The sequence below is a fragment of the Streptomyces sp. NPDC048389 genome (assembly GCF_040706335.1).
Classification (GTDB): Bacteria; Actinomycetota; Actinomycetes; order Streptomycetales; family Streptomycetaceae; genus Streptomyces.
The window spans coordinates 47,772-68,574 of record NZ_JBEZKP010000036.1; the positions used below are offsets into that span (position 1 = coordinate 47,772).

Below are 20,803 nucleotides of genomic sequence, written 5' to 3' on the forward strand. Positions count from 1 at the left end.
GTCTCGCGTCTCCTTGGGAAAGTGCCACTGAACGGGTCGTGGCACGTGCCATCGCACGTGCCGTTGAACGTCTACGAGGTTATACGCCCCGGCTGACCGAACTCATGTTGAAATCCGGGACCCGCACCGCGGGCATCGCGGCCCTGGTGAACCAGTCCCCCCACTCACGCGGCAGCGTCCTCTCAGTGCGCCCCGCCTCCGACGCCCGGGACAGCAGATCGACGGGCGACTCGTTGAAGCGGAAGTTGTTCACCTCGCCGACCACCTCGCCGTTCTCCACGAGATAGACGCCGTCCCTGGTCAGACCGGTCAGCAGCAGCGTCGCCGGGTCGACCTCGCGGATGTACCAGAGACAGGTCAGCAGCAGCCCGCGGCCCGTCGTGGACACCATCTCCTCCAGCGAGCGCTCACCACCGCCGTCCAGGATCAGGTTCCCCGCTCCCGGTGCCACCGGCAGGCCGGTCAGACCCGCGGTGTGCCGGGTGGTGACCAGATGCTCGAGCCTTCCGTCGCGCACCCACTCCGTCGCCGTGATCGGCAGGCCGTTGTCGAAGACCGAGGCGTCGTCGCCGGAGGAGTGCGCGATCACGAACGGTGCCGACTCGAGGCCCGGCTCGTGCGGGTCGCTGCGCAGCGTCAGCGGCAGCGGGGACAGCTTCTCGCCGATGCGGGTCCCGCCGCCCGGCCGGGAGAAGACCGTACGGCCCTCCGCCGCGTCCCGGGCCGCCGACGACCACATCTGGTACACCAGCAGGTCGGCCACCGCGGTCGGCGGCAGCAGCGTCTCGTACCGGCCGGCGGGCAGCTCGATCCGGCGCTCCGCCCAGCCCAGGCGCTGCGCCAGCTCGGCGTCCATCGCGGCCGGGTCCACGTCCGTGAAGTCCCGCGTAGAACGGCCCGCCCACGCGGAGCGCGCACGGTCCGGCGACTTGGCGTTCACCTCGAGGGTGCCGTTCGGCTGGTCGTGCCGCAGCCGCAGGCCCGTGGAGGTGCCGATGTACGTGGAGGTCATCTCGTGGTTGGCGAAGCCGTACAGCTCACGGCCGCCCGCCCGGGCCCGGGCGAACGCCTCGCCGAGCGCCGGGGCGAAGTCCGCGAACACGGCGGAGGTCGTCTCGGCGGGCGCGTCCGTGAAGCCGGCCGACGCCTCGCCCCCCGTGACCAGCGGCATGGCGTCCTCCGCGGGCCCGGCGCCGCGGGCGGCGGCCTCCGCGGCCCGCACCAGCGGTTCGAGATCGCCCGCGGTCACCGCGGAACGGGACACCACACCCGAAGAGGTGCCCTCGGCGCCGTCGACGGTGGCGATCACGGTCAGCGTGCGGCCCCGGGTGACGCCGTTGGTCGTCAGCGCGTTGCCCGCCCAGCGCAGATTGACGGAGGACTCCTCGTCGGCGATGACGACACAGCCGTCGGCGGTGGACAGTTCGAGCGCCCGCTCGACGATCTCGTGCGGCTTGCTGGTCCGAGGGCTCATCGACCGGCCTCCTGAGTGGTGTTGAGAATGCCGACGCCCCGGAAGAGGGCGGCAGGGCAGCCGTGCGAGACCGCGGCGACCTGGCCCGGCTGGGCCTTACCGCAGTTGAAGGCGCCGCCGAGCACATAGGTCTGCGGGCCGCCGACCTGCTCCATCGAGCCCCAGAACTCGGTCGTCGTCGCCTGGTACGCCACGTCCCGCAACTGACCCGCCAGCCGGCCGTTCTCGATACGGAAGAACCGCTGTCCGGTGAACTGGAAGTTGTACCGCTGCATGTCGATCGACCAGGAGCGGTCGCCGACCACGTAGATCCCGCGCTCGACGCCGCCGATCAGGTCCTCCGTCGACAGCCCGCCCGGATCCGGCCGCAGCGACACGTTCGCCATCCGCTGCACCGGCACATGCGCGGGGGAGTCGGCGTAGGCGCAGCCGTTGGAGCGGCCGAGGCCCGTCAGTTTCGCGGTTCGCCGGTCCAGCTGGTACCCGACCAGCGTGCCGTCCTTGACCAGGTCCCAGCTCTGCGCCTCGACTCCCTCGTCGTCGTAGCCGATCGTCGCCAGCCCGTGCTCGGCCGTGCGGTCACCGGTCACGTTCATCACCGACGATCCGTACGCCAGCTTCCCCAGCTGGTCGAAGGTCGCGAACGACGTCCCCGCGTACGCCGCCTCGTAGCCGAGGGCCCGGTCGAGTTCGGTGGCGTGGCCGATCGACTCGTGGATCGTCAGCCACAGGTTCGACGGGTCGACCACCAGGTCGTACCTGCCCGCCTCCACGCTCGGGGCGCGCATCTTCTCCGCGAGCAGCGCGGGGATCTGCTCCAGCTCCGAGTCCCAGTCCCAGCCCGTGCCGGTCAGATACTCCCAACCGCGGCCGACCGGCGGCGCGATCGTGCGCATCGAGTCGAACTCGCCGCTCGTGTCGTCCACGGCGACCGCGGTGAGCTGCGGATGCAGTCGTACGCGCTGCTGCGTCGTGACCGTGCCCGCGGTGTCCGCGTAGAACTTGTTCTCGTGAACGGTGAGCAGCGACGCGTCCACGTGTGCCACGCCGTCCGCCCGGAGCAGCCGGTCGCTGAAGTCGGCGAGCAGCGCGGTCTTGTCCTCGTCGGACACCTCGAAGGGGTCGATCCCGTACGACGAGACCCAGGTCTTCTCGGAGTGCACCGGCTCGTCCGCGAGTTCGACCCGCTCGTCGCTGCCCGCCGCCGCGATCACCTTCGCCGACAGCTTCGCCATGGCGACCGCCTGGCCCGCGACGCGGGCCGCGGCGTCCATGGTCAGATCCACCCCGGACGCGAATCCCCACGCGCCGCCGTGCACGACGCGCACCGCATACCCGAGGGCGGTCGTGTCGGAGGAACCGGCGGGCCTGGCGTCCCGCAGCCGCCAGGCCGCGCTGCGCACCCGCTCCAGCCGGAAGTCGGCATGCTCGGCGCCGAGCGCGCGGGCCCGGGCGAGTGCCGCGTCGGCGAGTGCCCGCAGCGGCAGCGCGGTGAACGTCTGATCGATGTCGTGGGGCACGGCTGATGTTCCTCCAGGCACTGACCGGAATCGTTACGGCACGCAGTGAATCACGGAGCGGGGGCACCGTGTCCGGCGATTGCTGACGGCGTGGTCACGCGTGCCGGCCATTCCCGGAAAGCGGCACGGTTCGGGGCGTTCGGCTGTTCCGTTCGCCGGTCGCTCACGACACGTGGCGGAGATCGGCCGCAGTGTTCTCGACATGGTGACGACATCCTGCTCACGAGGAGGTCGGGACCCGGTCACCCGGTACCGGCCTCGCTGCGCTCGCTGGACGCCGTTCACGCGGCCGGGGCGCCGACCGCGGGGGACGCCCTCGACTGCCTGGTCACCCACGACGAGCGGATGCTCGACGCCGCACGGGAGGCCGGGATCGCGCGTTCGCGCCGGCACGGCCGGCTGAGGGCCGGATCACAGCGCTGGTTTCTGTAGGGACCCGACAGGGACCGCATCGCGGGGCTGTCAGGGACCGATTCCTCGTGCGGTCGGACGGACCGATAGGTTTTCCGGGTAGCCGCCTGGCCTTCAGGCGCTGCGGAACAGCTAGTGAAAGGGTGATCCGTTGAGCCGCTCGGTTCTCGTCACCGGAGGAAACCGGGGCATCGGCCTCGGCATCGCCCGCGCTTTCGCCGAGAACGGCGACAAGGTCGCCATCACCTACCGCTCCGGCGAGCCGCCCGCCGAGCTCGTCGAGGCCGGCTGCCTGCCCGTCCGGTGCGACATCACCGACACCGAGCAGGTGGAGCAGGCATACAAAGAGATCGAGGAGAAGCACGGCAACGTGGAGGTGCTGGTCGCCAACGCCGGCATCACCAAGGACCAGCTGCTGATGCGGATGTCGGAGGACGACTTCACCTCCGTCCTCGACACCAACCTCACCGGCACCTTCCGTGTCGTCAAGCGCGCCAACCGCGGCATGCTGCGCGCCAAGAAGGGCCGCGTCGTACTGATCTCCTCCGTCGTCGGGCTGCTGGGCTCGGCGGGGCAGGCCAACTACGCCGCCTCCAAGGCCGGCCTCGTGGGCTTCGCCCGCTCCCTGGCGCGTGAACTCGGCTCGCGGAACATCACCTTCAACGTCGTCGCACCCGGTTTCGTCGACACCGACATGACGCAGACACTCACCGACGAGCAGCGGGCGGGCATCGTCTCGCAGGTGCCGCTCGGCCGGTACGCGAAGCCGGAGGAGATCGCCGCCGCCGTGCGCTTCCTCGCCTCCGACGACGCCTCGTACATCACTGGAGCCGTCATCCCCGTTGACGGCGGATTGGGCATGGGTCACTGAACGACATGAGTGGAATCCTCGAGGGCAAGCGCGTCCTGATCACCGGTGTGCTGATGGAGTCCTCCATCGCCTTCCACACCGCGAAGGTGGCCCAGGAGCAGGGCGCGGAGATCATCCTGACCGCCTTCCCGCGGCCCACCCTGACCGAGCGCATCGCCAGAAAGCTCCCCAGGCCCGCGAAGGTCATCGAACTCGACGTCACCAACGACGAGCACCTCGCCCGCGTCGAGGAGCTGGTGCGCGCGGAGCTCGGCGGTCTGGACGGCGTCGTCCACTCCATCGGCTTCGCCCCGCAGGACGCCCTCGGCGGCAACTTCCTCCACACGCCCTTCGAGTCGGTGGCGACCGCGATGCACGTCTCGGCGTTCTCGCTGAAGTCGCTGACCACGGCGTGCCTGCCGCTGATGCAGAACGGCGGCTCGGTGGTGGGTCTGACGTTCGACGCGCAGTTCGCCTGGCCGCAGTACGACTGGATGGGCCCGGCGAAGGCCGCGCTCGAGGCCACCAGCCGCTACCTCGCCCGTGACCTCGGCAAGCAGAACGTCCGCTGCAACCTGATCTCGGCCGGTCCGCTCGGCTCGATGGCCGCCAAGTCCATCCCCGGCTTCTCCGATCTCGCCAAGGTGTGGGACGAGCGTTCCCCGCTCGAGTGGGACATGGCGGACCCGGAGCCGGCCGGCCGCGGCGTCGTCGCGCTGCTGTCGGACTTCTTCCCGAAGACCACCGGCGAGATCGTCCACGTCGACGGCGGCGTCCACATCATGGGCGCCTGACCAGCACGAACGCACACCGGGGACGCTCCGTCGACCGCTTCGTGCGGTGGGCGGGGCGTCGCCCGTTCGGCCCAGTGCGTGGGCGGCCGGACCCGGCGGCGGCGATGCTGGAGGAGCAAATCTTCCTTGTGGTGCTGTTGCGGCGCGTGCGTCGCAGCCCGGCCGAGGAGGTCCTGCTCGTGCGTACGACATGGCGCAACGCCTCCGTACTGGCCGCCGCGACGGTTCTGCTGGGGGCCGTCCCCCTCGCCACCCTCCAGTTCCGTCAGGAAACGCAGGACCCCCGGCCGGCGCCGACGCCGGACTACCGGGCTCAGTGCACCACCGTCATCGAGGGCTCACGGGTCACCGCCTACTGCCACAATCCGTATCCCTCCGCCGACCGGGTGCGCCTGCACATCGAGTGCGACCGCTGGTGGGACGTGGACGCGGACACGGCACCCGTGCTGCTCCGCGCCGCCGAGTACCGGGAGCTCACCGGCCGGTGCTGGAAGGAGATCCGCTCCGCCTGGGTCAGTCACCAGCCGATGCGGGCCGACGCAGGCACATGAAGGGATAGCCGGCCGCCTCCGCGGCCGCCGCGTCGCCGTCGCCCGCGCGGATCGCCTCGACCATCCGCGCGTGGTCCATGTGGTGCTCGGGGCGCAGCTCCCGGCCGACGTCCTCGCGCAGCCAGTCCCGCAGCACGTCCCCCAGGTCGGCGTAGAGCTCCGTCAGGACCTCGTTGTGAGAGGCGGCGACCACGGCGAGGTGGAACGTCGCGTCGGCCGCCACGAACTCCTCCGCGACACCCGACTCCCACGCCTTCTCGCGTCTGGCCAGCAGCGCGTCCAACTGCTTCAGGTCGCGCTCCGTGCGCCGTTCGGCGGCCAGCCGGGCCGCCGAAGACTCCAGGGTCGAGCGCAGCTCGGCGATGTGCCGCGGGTCGGCGTCGGCGAACCGGCGGTGCATGACGCCTGCCAGCTCGCTGGTGGCCAGCACGTACGTGCCCGAGCCCTGCCGAATGTCCAGAAGCCCGTTGTGGGCGAGTGCGCGCACCGCTTCACGGACGGTGTTGCGGGCGACACCGAGCTGCTCGACCAGTGCCGGTTCGGTCGGGATCCGCGATCCGACCGGCCACTCGCCCGAGGTGATCTGGTTCCGCAGCTGGGCGATCACCTGGTCGGAGAGCGCGGAACGCCGGGGAGAGGACAGCGCCATGGTGCTCCTTGTCGTGAGGCGTCCGCCCGGCGTCCGGCGGGCCGCCGGACCGTACGGGATTGGACAACCAATCATCCCATGATTCTATGATGGTTCGATGTCCGAGGAGATCCGCACCCTGAGCACCGCAGAAACGCCCCATGCCGCCCAGGACTCCGCAGTGCGGGCCCCGGTCCGGGCCACCGGGCTCGTCGTCGTAGGCATGGTGCTGGCCGCGCTCAATCTGCGCCCCGCCATCACCAGCCTCGGAGCCCTGCTCGAAGAGGCCCGCACCGGGTTGCACATGAGCGGTAGCGTCGCCGGGCTGCTCACCTCCGTACCACCGCTGTGCTTCGCCGTCTTCGGTGTCGCAGCGCCTCGGCTCGCCCGCCGCTTCGGGCCGGGCGCCGTCGTCTGCGCCGGCATGGCGGCCGTCGCGACGGGCCTGGCCGTACGGCCGTTCGCCGGCGGCACGGCCGCTTTCCTCGCCGCCAGCGCGCTCGCCCTCATGGGCATCGCCGTCAGCAACGTGCTGATGCCGGTGATCGTCAAGCGGTACTTCCCCGACCGGGTCGGTTCGATGACCGGCCTCTACTCGATGGCGCTCGCACTCGGCACGTCCCTCGCGGCCGCCGCGACCGTGCCTCTCACGAGCGCGCTGGGCGGCAGCTGGCGGGGCGGCCTCGCGGTCTGGGCGGTGCTCGCCGCCGTCGCCGTACTGCCCTGGCCGGGACTCGTGCGCGACAGCCGGGACAGCGCCTCGCCGGCGTCGGGTAAGGCCGTCGGCGCAGGGGAGTCCGCGGCCGCCCCGCGCATCACCCGCAGCCCGACCGCCTGGGCGCTGGCCTGCTTCTTCGGGCTCCAGGCGACCGGCGCGTACATCACCATGGGGTGGATGCCGCAGATCTTCCGTGACGCGGGCGTCCCCGCCGGGACGGCGGGCGTGCTGCTGGCCGTCACCATGGTCATGGGCGTGCCGCTGGCCTTCGTGATCCCCAGGCTCGCGACACGCATGAAACAGCAGGGGCCGATCGTCGTCGCGCTCGGCCTCTGCGGACTCACCGGATATCTGGGCCTCCAGCTGGCCCCGGCGGCCGGTGCCTGGGCGTGGGCCCTGCTGCTGGGCGTCTCCAACTGCTCGTTCCCGCTGGCCCTGACCATGATCGGCATGCGGTCGAGGACGGGAACGGGCGTCGTACGGCTCTCCGCGTTCGCCCAGTCCACCGGATATCTGATCTCCATCCCCGGGCCGCTGCTGGTGGGCGTGCTGTACCAGCACAGCGGCGGCTGGGACCTGCCGCTCACGCTGATGGCGGCCCTGCTCCTGCCGCAGATCGGCATGGGACTCCTGGCGGGCAGGGACCGGACGATCGAGGACGAGACCGGGATGCGAAACTGATTCCATGCCTGTGCTCGACCCGAACCCCCAGAACGGCCAGAAGAAGCTCCTCGGGATCTTCGGCCTCATCCTGCTCATCGGCGTGGTCATCTCCGTGATCGCGACGATCGCCGCGCCCTGATTCTCAGGGGGCTCGGTTCTCTTCCCGGTCTCGCCGGCAGGACCCCCACCGGGGCGCTCCGTGCGTGCGACGGCGGTCGTACTCGGTCCCTCGTTTCTCGGGACCTCCGCACTCCCCGTGCCTTCGGCGGGAGGCACCCCACTCCCCTCCGACGCTCCACTCCCTTTCGGCACTCGCGCACCCTTTCGGCTCACTCACCGCTCGAAAGCGGCCCGGTCGCAGGTGCGGCCACGGGGCCGGCCCGGCCGCACCCGTGCGGCGACGCGGGTGGCGCGGCCGCCGGAGCGGTCCGGTGGACCGTCGGGAGGCGAACCGGGCCCCGAACGAGAGGGGTGCCGGCACCACCAACCCCTAGGGGGCCAGGGTCAGGGTGAAGTGGGTGGGTCGCCGGATGGGCCGAGGAATCCATGATCCGTACGTTTGAGGTACTCGACCTCAGACCTACGGAGGCGGCCATGCCGGCCCATACGCGCCCCCGGTCCTCGGCCTCCGCCCCGGGCGGTGCCCTGCTGCCCTGGTGGGCACTTGCGCTCCCGGTGATCGCCTTCTGCGCGCTGCTGATGCTGATCGCCGGTCCCGGCCAGGCGCACGCCGCGGCGGGCGACGCTCCGGGGGCCGCCGAGTTCCTCCGGCTCATCCACCGGGCACTGGTCCGTTGACGGGGTCACTCTTCATGGCGGAGCACGTCAACACCCTGCGCCCGCTGGCTCATTTCATGCGAAGCTGGGTTGCATGAGCGCCGCTGTGTCTTCCGGGGGGACACCCCCCGGGTCTCCCGAATCCCGCAGGATTGTTCTCCTCCGGCATGCGAAGGCCGACTGGCCCGAGGTGTCCGACCACGAGCGCCCGCTCGCAGAGCGCGGCCGCAAGGACGCTCCGGTGGCAGGCCGGCGTCTGGCGGAGACCGGTATCGACTTCGACCTGGCCCTGTGCTCCACCTCGGTCAGGACCCGCGAGACATGGAAGCTCGCGGTGCACGAACTGCCGCACCGCCCGAAGACGGTGTACGAGGAGCGGCTGTACGACGCATCTCTCGGTGATCTGCTCGCCCTGCTGGCGGAGACCTCCGACGAGGTGAACGATCTGCTTGTCATCGGCCACAACCCCGGTATGCACGCCCTGGCGGACGCCCTGGCGGGCAGCTCGGAGGGTGACGCACTGACCCGTATGACCCGGGACGGCTTCCCGACCTCGGCATTCGCCGTCGTGTCCGTCAGCGGGCCGTGGAAGTCCGTGGAGCACGGTGTGGGAAGGCTGCTCGACTACTGGACCCCGCACGAGTGACCGGTCACGGTATGTGAGCGGCCCCCGGCACACTGTGCCGGGGGCCGCTCACATACCGGGGCCCGTCAGTGCTCGCCGGTGCCGTCGTCGGCCGCCTCGACCTCTTCGCGGGTGATGCCCAGCAGGTACAGCACGGTGTCGAGGAAGGGCACGTTGACCGCCGTGTGCGCCGCCTTGCGTACGACGGGCTTGGCGTTGAACGCGACGCCGAGTCCGGCGGCGTTCAGCATGTCGAGGTCGTTCGCCCCGTCGCCGATCGCGACCGTCTGCGTGAGCGGAACCCCTGCCTCGGTCGCGAAGCGGCGCAGCAGCCGGGCCTTGCCCGCCCGGTCCACGATCTCGCCGACGACCCGGCCGGTGAGTTTCCCGTCCTTGATCTCCAGGGTGTTCGCCGACGCGAAATCGAGCCCGAGCCGTTCCTTGAGGTCATCCGTGACCTGGGTGAAGCCGCCGGAGACGACGCCCACTTGGTAGCCGAGCCGCTTCAGGGTACGGATCAGGGTGCGGGCGCCCGGAGTGAGCCGTACCTCCGTGCGGACCTTGTCCACGACGGAGGCGTCGAGGCCCTCGAGCAGCGCCACGCGTGCGTGCAGCGACTGCTCGAAGTCCAGGTCGCCGCGCATGGCCGCGGCGGTGACCTCCGCGACCTTGTCCTCGCAGCCGGCGTGCGCCGCGAAGAGCTCGATCACCTCGTCCTGGATGAGGGTGGAGTCCACGTCCATGACGACGAGGCGCTGTGCCCGCCGGTGCAGTCCGGCGGACACGACGGCGACGTCGACGCCGATCTCGGCGGCCTCCAGGGCCAGCGCGGTCCGCAGCGGCTCGGTCTCGACGCCGGAGACCGCGAACTCGACGGCCGTGACCGGATACTTCGCCAGTCGGAAGATACGGTCGATGTTGCCGCCGGCGCCGGCGATGGTGGCCGCTATGGCCGCCGTGGACTCCGCGGTGAGCGGGTGCCCGAGCACCGTCACATGGGAACGTCCGCTGCCGCGCGGCCGGTTGTCGCCCGTACCGGAGATGATCTCGGCCTGCAGTTTGAGGGACTCCGCCCAGCTGTGCACGGTGGCGCGCAGTTCGCCCTCGGTGGCCCCGCCGGCCGTCGGCGCGGTGACGAGCGCGCACAGCACGAGCCGGCCCCGGGAGACGACCTGCTCGATGTCGACGACGTCGACGGCGTACGCGGCGAGGGTGTCGAAGAGCCCGGCGGTGATCCCCGGGCGGTCCTTCCCGAAGATCTTGACGAGAAGGGTGGGGACGTCGGTGCTGGGAGGGGGCTGCGATGCGCTCATGGTGTTACCACCGTATCGGGCGACGGCCGGAACGGGAGGTTCTGTCCCGCCTGACGGACACCCCGGGCGGGCCCGGAGCCGTCCTGCGGCGGGAAGGGGCGCCGGGACGGGCGATTGGCCTGGATTGTTCGGTTCACGCGTGATCCGTCAGCACTCGTGGGGGCCGTCGCCGCCGCGCCACGTCCGTCTCCGTCGGCGAACGTCCCAACTCCGTACCGAACGAGGTCCTCACACGGCCCGACTTTCGGATACGAGGCCGGGCCTGAAATAGTTCCCACGATGTTCGCCTTCCCTAGACTCCCGGCGACGGGGGAAGCTCGGGGGACAACTAGTGGGGCATGGAGTGCCGGAACTCGTACTGGAATTGAACGGAAGGACCTGGGCGCTCGATCCGTCCAGGTCGTACACCCTGGGGCGCGATCCCCAGGGGGATGTGGTGATCGACGACGCCCGGGTCTCGTGGCGGCACGCCACGATCAGCTGGGGCGGGCGCAGTTGGGTCATCGAGGATCACGGCAGCACCAACGGCACGTATGTACACGGCCAGCGGATCCATCAGATGGAGATCGGTGCCGGAACGGCGGTGCATCTGGGGAACGCCACCGACGGCCCCCGTCTCGGTCTGACCGGCGCCGGCGCACCGGCGGGAGCCGCGGCCGGCGCCTACGCCCAGGGCGCGCCGCAGGCCGCTCAGGCTCCGGTCCAGCAGCCGCAGCAGGCGGCCGCCCAGCAGGGCTGGCAGCAGCCGCCCGCCCAGCAGCCGCCCGCCCAGCAGCCGCCCGCCCAGCAGGGCTGGCAGCAGCAGCCTCCGCAGGTCCCGCACCAGCAGGGCCCGCCGCAGGGCCAGGCCGCTGTGCCGGCCCATGGGGACCGCAGCCCGACGACCTTCCACCAGCTGGCCCTCGGCCGGGTGATGCACATCGGTCGTGCGCTGGAGAACGAGCTCGTCGTCTCCGACCTGCAGGTGTCGCGTCACCACGCCGAGTTCACCGCGCACCCCGACGGCCGGTTCGAGATCCGTGATCTGGGCTCCCACAACGGCACCTATGTCAACGGTCAGCCGATCGCCAAGTCCGGCACGATCCTCATCGGGCCGAGCGACATCGTCGGCGTCGGTCACTCCACCTTCCGTATCGTCGGCGGCCAGCTCGAGGAGTTCGTCGACACCGGTGAGGTCTCCTTCTCGGCCCGTCACCTCACGGTGACCGTCGACGGCGGCAAGCAGATCCTGCGGGACGTCTCCTTCGGCGTCCCGGAGAAGTCGCTGATCGGTGTCATCGGCCCGTCCGGCTCCGGAAAGTCCACCCTGCTGAAGGCGCTCACCGGCTACCGGCCCGCCAACCAGGGCGACGTCCTCTACGACAACCGCAGCCTCTACAAGCAGTTCGCCGAGCTGCGCCAGCGCATCGGCCTGGTCCCGCAGGACGACATCCTGCACAAAGAGCTCACCGTCCGTAAGGCACTGAAGTACGCGGCCAAACTCCGCTTCCCCGGCGACACCGCCGAGGCCGAGCGTGAGGCCCGTATCGACGAGGTGCTGCGCGAGCTCAAGCTCGACATCCACAAGGACAAGAAGGTCACCTCGCTCTCCGGCGGCCAGCGCAAGCGTGTGTCCGTCGCCCTGGAGCTGCTGACCAAGCCGTCGCTGATCTTCCTGGACGAGCCGACCTCCGGCCTCGACCCGGGCATGGACCGTGACGTCATGCAGCTGCTGCGCGGTCTGGCGGACGACGGCCGCACCGTTCTCGTCGTCACCCACTCGGTGGCGGAGCTGGGGCTGTGCGACAAGCTGCTGGTCATGGCGCCCGGCGGCTCCGTTGCGTACTTCGGTCCGCCGGAGGAGGCGCTCAACTTCTTCGGCTACAGCACGTGGGCCGATGTCTTCTCGGCCTTCGAGAACTACCGCGACTACGACTGGGCGGGCCGCTGGCGCGGTTCGCAGCACTACCAGATGTACGCCGCGGACATCGACGCCGTCGCCGCGCAGTCGGTGAGCATGCCGTCCGGGCAGCAGATGCGCCAGCCGAAGCCGCAGAGCTGGGGTTCCCAGCTGTTCACCCTCATGCGGCGCTACATCTCGGTGATCGTGTCCGACAAGGGCTTCATGGCCCTGATGCTGATCCTGCCGGCGGTGCTCGGTGCGGTGAGCCTGCTCATCGACCCGGACAAGGGCCTGCTCGTCAACCAGAACGCGCAGACCGGCAGGATCATTCCGAACGGCACGGCCACCACGGTGCTGCTGATCCTCGCGGTGGGCGCCTGCTTCGCGGGCGCCGCCAACTCCGTCCGCGAGCTGATCAAGGAGCGGGTCATCTACGAGCGGGAACGGGCGACCGGCCTGTCACGCTCGGCGTATCTGATGTCCAAGGTCATCGTCCTCGGCATGATCACCGTGATCCAGGGCGGTCTGGTCGGGGCCATCGGCTTCGCCACCCGCGAGCTGCCCAGCGAGGGTCTGGTCCTCGGCGGGGCGGTCATGCTCGAACTCTCGCTGCCGATCATGGCGCTCGGCTTCACGTCGATGATGTTCGGCCTGATCATCTCCGCCCTGGTGAAGACGGCGGAGAAGACCATGCCGCTGCTGGTCATGTTCGCGATCATCCAGGTCGTGTTCACCGGCTGCCTGTTCATCCTGCACGGCACGGTCGGCGTCAACGAGTTCTCGTATCTGATGCCGTCGCGCTGGGCGGTCGCCGCCGCCGGAACGACGCTGGACTTCAACAAGATCAACCCGAACACGGACGATCCGACCAGCACCGACCCCCTGTGGGACCACGAGGCGGGCGCCTGGTTCCTCGCCATGGGCGCGCTGCTCGCGCTCGGCGCCCTGTGCGGGTTCCTGGTGGCCCGCTTCCTGCGCCGGCACGAGCCCGAGGTCATGCGCAAGTAGACGCGGCTCACGCGGCCGCACCACCACGCCGAAGGGCGCACCCCGTACGGGGTGCGCCCTTCGCGTCTGTGGCGTGTCCGCCGGCCGCGCCGCCGGCTCGTGTGTCAGCCGCCTCAGTAGGCGCTGTTCACGTTGTCCATGGAGCCGTAGCGGTCGGCCGCGTAGTTGCAGGCGGCGACGATGTTGGCGACCGGGTCGTACTGGTCCCAGGAGGTGCCGGGGACGTGGTAGGCGTCGAAGGTCGGCTTGATGACCTGCAGCAGGCCCTTCGAGGGGACACCGTTGATGGCGTTGATGTCCCAGTTGTTGATGGCCCGCGGGTCACCGGAGGACTCCCGCATGATGTTGCGGTGGATGCCGTCGTAGCTGCCGGGGATGTCGTGCTTCTTCATGATCGCCATCGCCTCGCGGATCCACCCGTCCAGGTTGTTCGGGTAGGTCACCTTCGCCGGCTTGCGCTCGGCGGCGCGACTGGCGGCCTGCTCCTTGGCGCGCTTCTCGGCGGCGGCCTTCGCGGCGGCCTTCTTCTCGGCGGCGGCCTTCGCCGCGGCCTTCTTCTCGGCGGCGGCCTTCTCGGCCTTCGCCTTCGCCTCGGCCTTGGCCTTGGCCTGCGTGGCCTTCAGCTGGGCCTCGAAGGCGGACTGCTGGCTGGTGATGCTCTCCTGCAGCGCGGCGGTCTTCTCGGCGTCGGCCTTGAAGGCCACCGGGGCCGCGGCGGCGGCCTCGGTCTGCACACCGGCCTCCGCGTTGCCCGAGGGGGCGAGGGAGAGAGCCACAGTGGTCGCGGCGACGGCGGCGACACCGGCGATCGCGGTCTTGCGGCTCTTAAGTCGTCGTCGGATCTCAGGGGTGATGAACGCGGACATACAGACGTACCTCTTCGAATAGCGGAAAGTCGCTCCAGGCCGGTTCGGCTCTGCGCTGTTCGGAAGCGACGTCGGCAATTCTTAGCTGGCGCAAAATCGCCTGGCAAAGGTGTGACGTACGATCCGCGGTAGTGGATCACATGTTCCCATTGTCCGGATTCGCCTGTGCTGTCCGAGGCTGGATGCCCCTTATGTGTCAACTAAAGAGTCTCGTAAGTGATCTGGGCCCTATGTGCGGGCTCACACCGCCCGTGCGGCGGCCTCACCAGCTGTTGCTCCAGCAATCCTGAGAGTGAGGTCCCTCCTCCGGAAGGAGGAGGTGGACGTCGCCGAACTCGTGCCAGAGGTAGCGGTGCCTCAGCGCCTCGGCGTACGCGCAGGTCAGCGCGGGCCTGCCGACGACCGCCTCCAGCATCAGCAGGTGTGACGCCTCCGGCTCGTGCAGGCCGGTCAGCAGCCCGTCCACCGCCCGCACTCCGCGTCGCGGGGTCACGATCAGGTCCGTCCACCCCGAGGCCGGCCGGACCACGCCGTCGGCGCCCGCCGCAGACTCCAGGGCCCGCACGGCCGTCGTGCCGACCGCCACGATCCGGCCACCCGCGGCACGTGCCGCGTTCACCAGCCACGCCGTCGTGGCGGGGACATCGAAGCGCTCCGGGTACGGCGGCTCGTGCGCCTCAGCCGACGCCACACCGGTATGCAGGACGAGCGGGGCGAACTGGACCCCCCTGCTCACCAGCTCCGCCACCACCCGCGCGGTGAAAGGGCGGGCCGCGCTCGGCATCTCCGCCGAGCCGGAGCCGTCGGGGGAGGGGAGCGCGAAGACCGTCTGGTACGCCGACAGGGGCTGGTCCCGCGCCGTGTACCCGTACCGGATCGGCCTGCCGTACCTCCGCAGCAGCGTCGGTACGTCCACGGACACCGATGCCCACCACAGCCGGTCGGCCCCGGGGGTGAGCGGCTCATCGAGCACCAGCCCGCCGCCGTCGGGCAGTCGCACGGCCGCCCCCGCCGGGCCGCCCGCCCGCGGCGCCGTGCTGCCGGCGCCGTCCGGGCGGCGCAGTTCAACCGCCCAGCGGCCGCCTCCACGTCCCTGCCCGGGATGCCCCTGGTCCCCGCGGGTCGAGAAGTGCACCACCACCGACTCGCCGCCGAGTCGCCCGTCGACGGCGGCCGCGAGGGTGGCCGAAGTGTTCACGACCAGCACGTCACCGGCGCGCAGCAGGCCCGGCAGCCGCCCGAAGCGGTGGTGCGACACCTCCGTACCCCGGGAGAGGAGCAGCCGCACGTCGTCGCGTCCCGCGCCCCGCTGCTCGGCCGGTGTCCGGGCGGACAACTCGTCCGGCACACGCAGCGCCTCCAGGGACGTCGCGGCCTGCGGCCCCCGCCTCATCGGATCTCCAGCAGGGCGGGCGCCGTGTACCGGCCGCCGGCCGGCCGGTCCTCGACCAGCCGCAGGAAGGCGGGCGCCACGGACTCGGGCGAGGGACGTGGATCCGTGTCGTCCGGCACCGCCGCCGCGTACAGGTCCGTCTGCATGTCACCCGGATCGACGCTCCACACCCGCAGCCCGGGTTCCTCGACCGCGAGCACGGCGGCGAGATGGTCGAGCGCCGCCTTGGAGGCTCCGTAGCCGCCCCACGTCTCGTACGCCTCCGCCGCCGCGTCCGAACTGACGGCCACGACGGCACCGGCTCGAGACCGCCTCAACAGAGGCAGCGCCTCCTGTACGAGGCCGAGCGCCGCGACCACATTGGTCTCCAGCGCCGCCCGCAGACCCGCCAACGGCAGGGCGTCGAGCCGTACCAGCGGCTCGGCGCCCAGCGCGCTCGCGTTGTTCACCAGCAGGTCCAGGCCGCCCAGCCGACCCGCGGCGGCCACCAGCGCGGTGCGGTGCCCGGCGTCCGTGACGTCCCCCGGCACCGCCGCCACACGCGTCCCGTGCCGTCCGGCGTGCTGGGCGCTCTCCTCCAGCGCGTCGGCGCCCCTGGCGCCCAGCACCAGGTCCCAGCCCCGCTCGGCCAGAGCCGCCGCCAGCGCCCGGCCCAGCCCCTTCGACGCCCCAGTGATCACTGCTACCGGCATGTTGCCCATCCCCTTGTCGTTCGGCGCTCGTTGTCCGCCGCCTGTGTGGATGGAGCCACCGTAGGAACGCATCGCAGTCCGCCGCCTCGTGCCCGAGGCCCCACCGCGCAAGGCACTTCGACCTACGTCCGCAGTCCCGATCGGATACCGTCCCCGGGCCGATACGGAGTGTCACACCCCGCCGGTACGGTGAGTGGCATGAGTCACCGACCCGGCTCCGGCCTCGCCGCTGTGAGCACCGCCCTCCTCGCCATGAGCAGACATCTCGAGGTGCGCGACGTGCTCAAGACGATCGTGGCCTCGGCCCGCGAGCTCCTGGACGCCGAGTACGCGGCGCTCGGCGTGCCGGACGACCACGGGGGCTTCGCCCAGTTCGTCGTCGACGGCGTCAGCGACGCACAGTGGAAGGCGATCGGCCCGCTGCCCCGCCAGCACGGCATCCTCGCCTCGATGCTCCGCGACGCGAAGCCCGAGCGGCTCGCCGACGTCCGCAAGGACCCGCGCTTCGAGGGCTGGCCCTCCGCCCACCCGGACATGTCCGACTTCATCGGCCTGCCGGTGAAGGACGGGGACGAGGTCATGGGCGCGCTGTTCCTCGCCAACAAGAGATGCCCCCGGCCGGAGGGCGGCTGCGGCTTCACCGAGGACGACGAGGAGCTGCTGGGCATCCTCGCCCAGCACGCCGCGATCGCCCTCACCAACGCACGCCTCTACGAGCGCAGCCGTGAGCTCACCATCGCGGAGGAGCGCTCCCGCCTCGCCCACGAACTGCACGACGCGGTGAGCCAGAAGCTGTTCTCGCTCCGGCTGACCGCGCAGGCGGCCGCCGCACTCGTGGACCGCGACCCGGACCGGGCCAAGGGCGAGCTCCAGCAGGTGGCCCGGCTCGCCGCGGAGGCCGCGGACGAACTGCGCGCCGCCGTCGTCGAACTGCGCCCCGCCGCGCTCGACGAGGACGGCCTGGTCAACACCCTCCGCACCCAGATCCAGGTCCTCGACCGCGCCCACAGCGCCCGCGTCACCTTCGACACCTGCGCGATCCGGGCCCTGCCCGCGACGCAGGAGGAGGCCCTGCTGCGAGTCGCCCAGGAAGCCCTGCACAATGCGCTGCGCCACTCCGGCGCGACAGAGGTGGACGTGGTACTGGTCCGCCGCGGCCAGGGCGCGGTGCTCTCCGTCACCGACAACGGCAGGGGCTTCGAGCCGAGAGCGGTCCGCAGGGCGGGACGGCATCTGGGGCTGGTCTCCATGCGGGACAGGGCGAGCGGCGTGGGCGGCAGGCTGAGCGTCGAATCGGAGCCCGGCAAGGGCACCACGGTCGAGATGGAGGTCCCCGGTGGCTGACAAGAGGATCCGTGTCCTGCTGGTCGACGACCATCAGGTGGTGCGGCGCGGTCTGCGCACGTTCCTGGAGGTCCAGGACGACATAGAGGTCGTCGGCGAGGCGGGCGACGGCGCGGAGGGCGTCGCCCTCATCGCGGAGCTGCTGCCGGACGTCGTCCTCATGGACGTCAAGATGCCGGGCATGGACGGGATCGACGCCCTGCGCAAGCTGCGGGAGCTGGCCAACCCGGCCAAGGTCCTGATCGTGACCAGCTTCACCGAGCAGCGCACGGTGGTCCCCGCCCTGCGCGCCGGCGCCGCGGGCTACGTGTACAAGGACGTCGACCCGGACGCGCTGGCTGGCGCGATCCGCTCCGTACATGCGGGGCACGTCCTGCTGCAGCAGGAGATCGCCGGGGCACTGCTGGCCGACGACGCGCCGGGCAGCGGTACGGGCCGAGGCGGCAACCTTACGGAACGCGAGCGCGAGGTGCTCGCCCTGATCGCGGACGGGCGCTCCAACCGGGAGATCGCGCGGGCGCTGGTGCTGTCGGAGAAGACAGTCAAGACACACGTCTCGAACATCCTCATGAAGCTCGACCTGGCGGACCGGACCCAGGCGGCGCTGTGGGCCGTGCGGCACGGAATGACAGGGTGAGCGGATGACGGGTGACCAGGTGACGGGAGGCCGGATGACGGGGGGACCGGGCGGAGGCTGACCGACCGGCGGCCGTGTTGGTTGTGCGGAGCGTCAGACTCCGGTCCGAGATTCATACTGTCGGGTGGATGTCACCCACACGGCGCATCCTGCGCCACTTTCGGGCGTTCTCCATGGCGTGCAGCGGCGGCCGGCCGCAGCCAATGCCCAGGAGGAATGACGAAGTGAAGAACCTGAAGAAGGCCGCAGCCCTCACCATGATCGCCGGCAGCCTGGTTGCCGCGGGCTCGGGTGCCGCCTCGGCCACCACCGGCGGCGCCCACGCGCACGGCGAGGCAGTGGGCTCCCCGGGCGTCCTGTCGGGCAACGTGATTCAGGTCCCGGTCCACGTGCCGGTGAATGTCGTGGGCAACACGGTGAACGTGATCGGTCTGCTGAACCCGGCGTTCGGCAACGGCGGCGTCAACGCCTGACGGCTGCTTCGACCGCACCCGCGGCGTCCGGGCACTGCCCGGACGCCGCGCGGTGCGTGGTGGCGCCTGCGGCAGGCTTGCCCCTGCCCGCCTCTTCCCGGAACCGGGGCAGGCCCCGGACCCGTGCCCGCCGGGCGGCCAGGGCTCCGCCCGCCGAGGCCACCACGCTTCGCGCGGTGGCCTCGATCGCCCGCCACGGCCTGGGCGGCCGTGGGCAGGAGTGCCTCCCACGCCGCCAGGCGCAGGGGGAGCACCCGCCCGGGCCGGGCGGATCTCGCGCGGCGAGATCCAACCCCGCCGGCGACGGGGGAGCGGTGGTCCGGGGCAGAGCCCCCGGCTTCGGGAAAGGGGCGGTGGGGCAACAGCGCCACGCGGCGGACCGTCAGCCCCGCTCCCGCTCCTCCACGCAGGCGTTGTACGCCGCCACCTGCGCCCTCCGCGCCACCCGTTCCACCGGCCGCAGCGCCTCCACCCGGGCCGCCATCTCGGACGCGCTCACCGCACCGCCGTGGCCGTTCTCGTACGCGAGCGCGACCAGCATGCCGATCCGCCGGGCCAGCTCCAACACCCGTACCGCACGGGGCGGATAACCGGGCGCCAGCGTCCGGGCCGCCGCGCCCCGTTCCGCCCGTGCCCGGTACGCGTCGAGGGCCGCCTCCGCGACCGGGCCCGACGCCGCGACGTCGAGTCGCGTCATCGCCGCCGTCGCATCCCGCAGCGCCTCCGCGAGCTCCCGCTCCGCCTCGCCGAGCGACGGCACGTCCGCGGGCGGGGCCTCCCGCACCGGCAGGCAGTGCCATACGACCTCCACATGAAGGTCGCCGACCGGGCCCGCCTCGTACACCTCGGGCACCAGCCCGTACGCCGCCCCCGTCGCGACGACCGCCTCCTCGGCATCGAGGGCCCTGGCGTTGAACTCCGGGGGTCCGCTGAGTCCCAGGGGGTGGCCGGCGGCCGGGAGCGCCACCCGGTAGCCGGTGACGCCGAGCGCCCGCAGACGGCCGAGTGCGAGGGTGAGACCGACCGGTGCCGTTTCCCCGGGCAGTCCCTCGACACGGTGCACCGCGTCGTCACCGACAATGGCGTGCACCGCGTCGTCCGGTGACACAAGTCCGGCAAGAAGGGCGTTTCCCCATGCGGCCAGCCGCCCTGAGCGTGGTTCCGAAAGCATGGCACCAGCCTAGGGACCGGACCGGGCGACCGGAGCACTCACCCGGTGGCGTAGGTTTTCCCTGGGTGGTGTGCCCACAGGTGCGCCAGGTGCACAAAAGAACCCGAATCGCACCCGAACACCTCAAGACGATTGCATGGGGAGACTACGCGCTCATGAGCGATGTACTGGAGCTGGTGGACGTATCCGTGGTCCGCGACGGACGCGCTCTGGTGGACGACGTCTCCTGGTCGGTCAAGGAGGGTGAGCGCTGGGTCATCCTCGGGCCGAACGGCGCGGGCAAGACCACCCTGCTGAACCTCGCCTCCAGCTACCTCTTCCCGACCACCGGCACGGTCCAGGTCCTCGGCGAGCGCCTCGGCGGCGTCGACGTCTTCGAGCTGCGGCCCCGCATCGGCATGGCGGGTATCGCCATGGCCGAGAAGCTCCCCAAGCGCCAGACCGTGCTGGAGACGGTGCTCACCGCCGCCTACGGCATGACCGCCACCTGGCACGAGGACTACGACGAGGTGGACGAGCAGCGCGCCCGCGCCTTCCTCGACCGCCTCGGGATGACCGAGTACCTCGACCGCAGGTTCGGCACCCTCTCGGAGGGCGAGCGCAAGCGCACCATGATCGCCCGCGCCATGATGACCGACCCCGAACTGCTCCTCCTCGACGAGCCCGCCGCCGGCCTCGACCTCGGCGGCCGTGAGGACCTGGTCCGCCGCCTCGGCCGGCTCGCCCGTGACCCGTACGCCCCCTCCATGATCATGGTGACGCACCATGTCGAGGAGATCGCGCCCGGCTTCACACACGTCCTGATGATCCGCCAGGGCAAGGTGCTCGCCGCCGGTCCGATGGAGACCGAGCTGACGTCGCGCAACCTGTCGCTCTGCTTCGGCCTGCCGCTCGTCGTCGAGCGCACCGGCGAGCGCTGGTCGGCCCAGGGCCTCCCGCTCGGCTGAACTCCGCCCGGAACGGGGCACGGTGACCTTCCCTCGCCCCCTGTCCCGACCCCCTCCGGCGGACCT

Annotated in this window: 20 protein-coding genes; 12 read left to right on the forward strand and 8 right to left on the reverse strand. The window is 71.2% G+C overall.

The genetic code is table 11. The features are described 5' to 3' along the window. Window positions 1-79 precede the first annotated feature (79 nt). Window positions 80-1,474, reverse strand: coding sequence for a metallopeptidase TldD-related protein (locus AB0903_RS23105; RefSeq protein ID WP_366705641.1), 1,395 nt, complete (start codon window positions 1,472-1,474; stop codon window positions 80-82). Then, a complete protein-coding gene (locus AB0903_RS23110) occupies window positions 1,471-2,994 on the reverse strand; it encodes a TldD/PmbA family protein (RefSeq protein ID WP_366705643.1) in 1,524 nt (507 codons plus the stop codon). Before AB0903_RS23110 ends, AB0903_RS23105 begins: the two co-directional genes overlap by 4 nt. A 562-nt stretch (window positions 2,995-3,556) precedes the next feature. Between AB0903_RS23110 and fabG the strand changes: the two genes are divergently transcribed. The 3 genes from fabG to AB0903_RS23125 all read left to right on the forward strand — a co-directional run bounded on the left by fabG (window position 3,557) and on the right by AB0903_RS23125 (window position 5,600). Continuing rightward, window positions 3,557-4,276, forward strand: coding sequence for a 3-oxoacyl-[acyl-carrier-protein] reductase (fabG, locus tag AB0903_RS23115; RefSeq protein ID WP_366705645.1), 720 nt, complete (start codon window positions 3,557-3,559; stop codon window positions 4,274-4,276). Window positions 4,277-4,281: 5 nt separating this feature from the next. After that, on the forward strand, window positions 4,282-5,049 hold the full coding sequence (gene fabI, locus AB0903_RS23120) for an enoyl-ACP reductase FabI (protein ID WP_366705647.1): 768 nt from the start codon (window positions 4,282-4,284) through the stop codon (window positions 5,047-5,049). 104 nt (window positions 5,050-5,153) lie between these two features. Further along, a complete protein-coding gene (locus tag AB0903_RS23125; protein ID WP_366705649.1) occupies window positions 5,154-5,600 on the forward strand; it encodes a hypothetical protein in 447 nt (148 codons plus the stop codon). Here the strand turns inward: AB0903_RS23125 and AB0903_RS23130 are convergent. Beyond that, window positions 5,563-6,249 carry a FadR/GntR family transcriptional regulator gene (locus AB0903_RS23130; protein ID WP_366705651.1) on the reverse strand — a complete coding sequence of 229 codons (687 nt, stop codon included), beginning with the start codon at window positions 6,247-6,249 and terminating at the stop codon, window positions 5,563-5,565. The two genes, AB0903_RS23125 and AB0903_RS23130, sit on opposite strands and share 38 nt — an antisense overlap. Before the next feature lie 97 nt (window positions 6,250-6,346). On the opposite strand from AB0903_RS23130, the gene AB0903_RS23135 reads away from it, so the two are divergent. The 4 genes from AB0903_RS23135 (at window position 6,347) to AB0903_RS23150 (ending at window position 9,032) form a co-directional block, all read left to right on the forward strand. Beyond that, a complete protein-coding gene (locus AB0903_RS23135) occupies window positions 6,347-7,627 on the forward strand; it encodes an MFS transporter (RefSeq protein ID WP_366705653.1) in 1,281 nt (426 codons plus the stop codon). A 4-nt stretch (window positions 7,628-7,631) separates the two neighbouring features. Continuing rightward, a complete protein-coding gene (locus AB0903_RS23140) occupies window positions 7,632-7,748 on the forward strand; it encodes an SGM_5486 family transporter-associated protein (protein ID WP_264242608.1) in 117 nt (38 codons plus the stop codon). Window positions 7,749-8,203: 455 nt separating this feature from the next. Further along, complete coding sequence (locus AB0903_RS23145) at window positions 8,204-8,407, forward strand: hypothetical protein (RefSeq protein ID WP_366705692.1); 204 nt, start codon at window positions 8,204-8,206, stop codon at window positions 8,405-8,407. Window positions 8,408-8,480: 73 nt separating this feature from the next. Further along, window positions 8,481-9,032: a histidine phosphatase family protein gene (locus AB0903_RS23150; RefSeq protein WP_366705655.1), complete on the forward strand. Its 552-nt coding sequence runs from the start codon at window positions 8,481-8,483 to the stop codon at window positions 9,030-9,032. 65 nt (window positions 9,033-9,097) lie between these two features. Here the strand turns inward: AB0903_RS23150 and serB are convergent, their stop codons facing one another. Then, window positions 9,098-10,324, reverse strand: a complete 1,227-nt coding sequence (gene serB, locus AB0903_RS23155; protein WP_366705657.1) for a phosphoserine phosphatase SerB — start codon at window positions 10,322-10,324, stop codon at window positions 9,098-9,100. A gap of 331 nt (window positions 10,325-10,655) precedes the next feature. Between serB and AB0903_RS23160 the strand changes: the two genes are divergently transcribed. Then, window positions 10,656-13,214 (forward strand): FHA domain-containing protein, encoded by a 2,559-nt coding sequence (locus tag AB0903_RS23160; RefSeq protein ID WP_366705659.1) that lies wholly within the window; start codon window positions 10,656-10,658, stop codon window positions 13,212-13,214. A gap of 113 nt (window positions 13,215-13,327) precedes the next feature. On the opposite strand, the gene AB0903_RS23165 is transcribed toward AB0903_RS23160, so the two are convergent. The 3 genes from AB0903_RS23165 to AB0903_RS23175 all read right to left on the reverse strand — a co-directional run bounded on the left by AB0903_RS23165 (window position 13,328) and on the right by AB0903_RS23175 (window position 16,165). Continuing rightward, window positions 13,328-14,080, reverse strand: a complete 753-nt coding sequence (locus AB0903_RS23165) for a transglycosylase SLT domain-containing protein (RefSeq protein ID WP_366705661.1) — start codon at window positions 14,078-14,080, stop codon at window positions 13,328-13,330. Window positions 14,081-14,342: 262 nt separating this feature from the next. Continuing rightward, window positions 14,343-15,473, reverse strand: a complete 1,131-nt coding sequence (locus tag AB0903_RS23170) for an S-adenosylmethionine:tRNA ribosyltransferase-isomerase (protein ID WP_366705663.1) — start codon at window positions 15,471-15,473, stop codon at window positions 14,343-14,345. Next, the gene (locus AB0903_RS23175) at window positions 15,470-16,165 is read right to left on the reverse strand and encodes an SDR family NAD(P)-dependent oxidoreductase (protein ID WP_366705665.1); all 696 of its coding nucleotides are present in this window, start codon (window positions 16,163-16,165) and stop codon (window positions 15,470-15,472) included. Before AB0903_RS23175 ends, AB0903_RS23170 begins: the two co-directional genes overlap by 4 nt. A gap of 198 nt (window positions 16,166-16,363) precedes the next feature. Here AB0903_RS23175 and AB0903_RS23180 point away from each other — a divergent pair, with 198 nt between their 5' ends. The 3 genes from AB0903_RS23180 to AB0903_RS23190 all read left to right on the forward strand — a co-directional run bounded on the left by AB0903_RS23180 (window position 16,364) and on the right by AB0903_RS23190 (window position 18,619). Further along, window positions 16,364-17,509 (forward strand): GAF domain-containing sensor histidine kinase, encoded by a 1,146-nt coding sequence (locus AB0903_RS23180; protein ID WP_366705667.1) that lies wholly within the window; start codon window positions 16,364-16,366, stop codon window positions 17,507-17,509. Next, a complete protein-coding gene (locus tag AB0903_RS23185; protein ID WP_366705669.1) occupies window positions 17,502-18,146 on the forward strand; it encodes a response regulator transcription factor in 645 nt (214 codons plus the stop codon). The genes AB0903_RS23180 and AB0903_RS23185 overlap by 8 nt, the downstream gene beginning before the upstream one ends. Window positions 18,147-18,370: 224 nt before the next feature. Beyond that, on the forward strand, window positions 18,371-18,619 hold the full coding sequence (locus AB0903_RS23190) for a chaplin (protein ID WP_366705671.1): 249 nt from the start codon (window positions 18,371-18,373) through the stop codon (window positions 18,617-18,619). Window positions 18,620-19,001: 382 nt separating this feature from the next. On the opposite strand, the gene AB0903_RS23195 is transcribed toward AB0903_RS23190, so the two are convergent. Further along, a complete protein-coding gene (locus AB0903_RS23195) occupies window positions 19,002-19,790 on the reverse strand; it encodes a hypothetical protein (RefSeq protein ID WP_366705673.1) in 789 nt (262 codons plus the stop codon). A gap of 155 nt (window positions 19,791-19,945) precedes the next feature. On the opposite strand from AB0903_RS23195, the gene AB0903_RS23200 reads away from it, so the two are divergent. Then, complete coding sequence (locus AB0903_RS23200) at window positions 19,946-20,737, forward strand: ABC transporter ATP-binding protein (protein WP_366705675.1); 792 nt, start codon at window positions 19,946-19,948, stop codon at window positions 20,735-20,737. Window positions 20,738-20,803: the final 66 nt, after the last annotated feature.

Bases quoted from the DNA above. Each gene is read 5' to 3' on its own strand.
- AB0903_RS23105 (WP_366705641.1), bottom strand. From the start codon at position 1,474: ATGAGCCCTCGGACCAGCAAGCCGCACGAGATCGTCGAGCGGGCGCTC.
- fabI (WP_366705647.1), top strand. From the start codon at position 4,282: ATGAGTGGAATCCTCGAGGGCAAGCGCGTCCTGATCACCGGTGTGCTG.
- AB0903_RS23125 (WP_366705649.1), top strand. From the start codon at position 5,154: ATGCTGGAGGAGCAAATCTTCCTTGTGGTGCTGTTGCGGCGCGTGCGT.
- AB0903_RS23130 (WP_366705651.1), bottom strand. From the start codon at position 6,249: ATGGCGCTGTCCTCTCCCCGGCGTTCCGCGCTCTCCGACCAGGTGATC.
- AB0903_RS23135 (WP_366705653.1), top strand. From the start codon at position 6,347: ATGTCCGAGGAGATCCGCACCCTGAGCACCGCAGAAACGCCCCATGCC.
- AB0903_RS23140 (WP_264242608.1), top strand. From the start codon at position 7,632: ATGCCTGTGCTCGACCCGAACCCCCAGAACGGCCAGAAGAAGCTCCTC.
- AB0903_RS23145 (WP_366705692.1), top strand. From the start codon at position 8,204: ATGCCGGCCCATACGCGCCCCCGGTCCTCGGCCTCCGCCCCGGGCGGT.
- AB0903_RS23150 (WP_366705655.1), top strand. From the start codon at position 8,481: ATGAGCGCCGCTGTGTCTTCCGGGGGGACACCCCCCGGGTCTCCCGAA.
- serB (WP_366705657.1), bottom strand. From the start codon at position 10,324: ATGAGCGCATCGCAGCCCCCTCCCAGCACCGACGTCCCCACCCTTCTC.
- AB0903_RS23165 (WP_366705661.1), bottom strand. From the start codon at position 14,080: ATGTCCGCGTTCATCACCCCTGAGATCCGACGACGACTTAAGAGCCGC.
- AB0903_RS23170 (WP_366705663.1), bottom strand. From the start codon at position 15,473: ATGAGGCGGGGGCCGCAGGCCGCGACGTCCCTGGAGGCGCTGCGTGTG.
- AB0903_RS23175 (WP_366705665.1), bottom strand. From the start codon at position 16,165: ATGCCGGTAGCAGTGATCACTGGGGCGTCGAAGGGGCTGGGCCGGGCG.
- AB0903_RS23180 (WP_366705667.1), top strand. From the start codon at position 16,364: ATGAGTCACCGACCCGGCTCCGGCCTCGCCGCTGTGAGCACCGCCCTC.
- AB0903_RS23195 (WP_366705673.1), bottom strand. From the start codon at position 19,790: ATGCTTTCGGAACCACGCTCAGGGCGGCTGGCCGCATGGGGAAACGCC.
- AB0903_RS23200 (WP_366705675.1), top strand. From the start codon at position 19,946: ATGAGCGATGTACTGGAGCTGGTGGACGTATCCGTGGTCCGCGACGGA.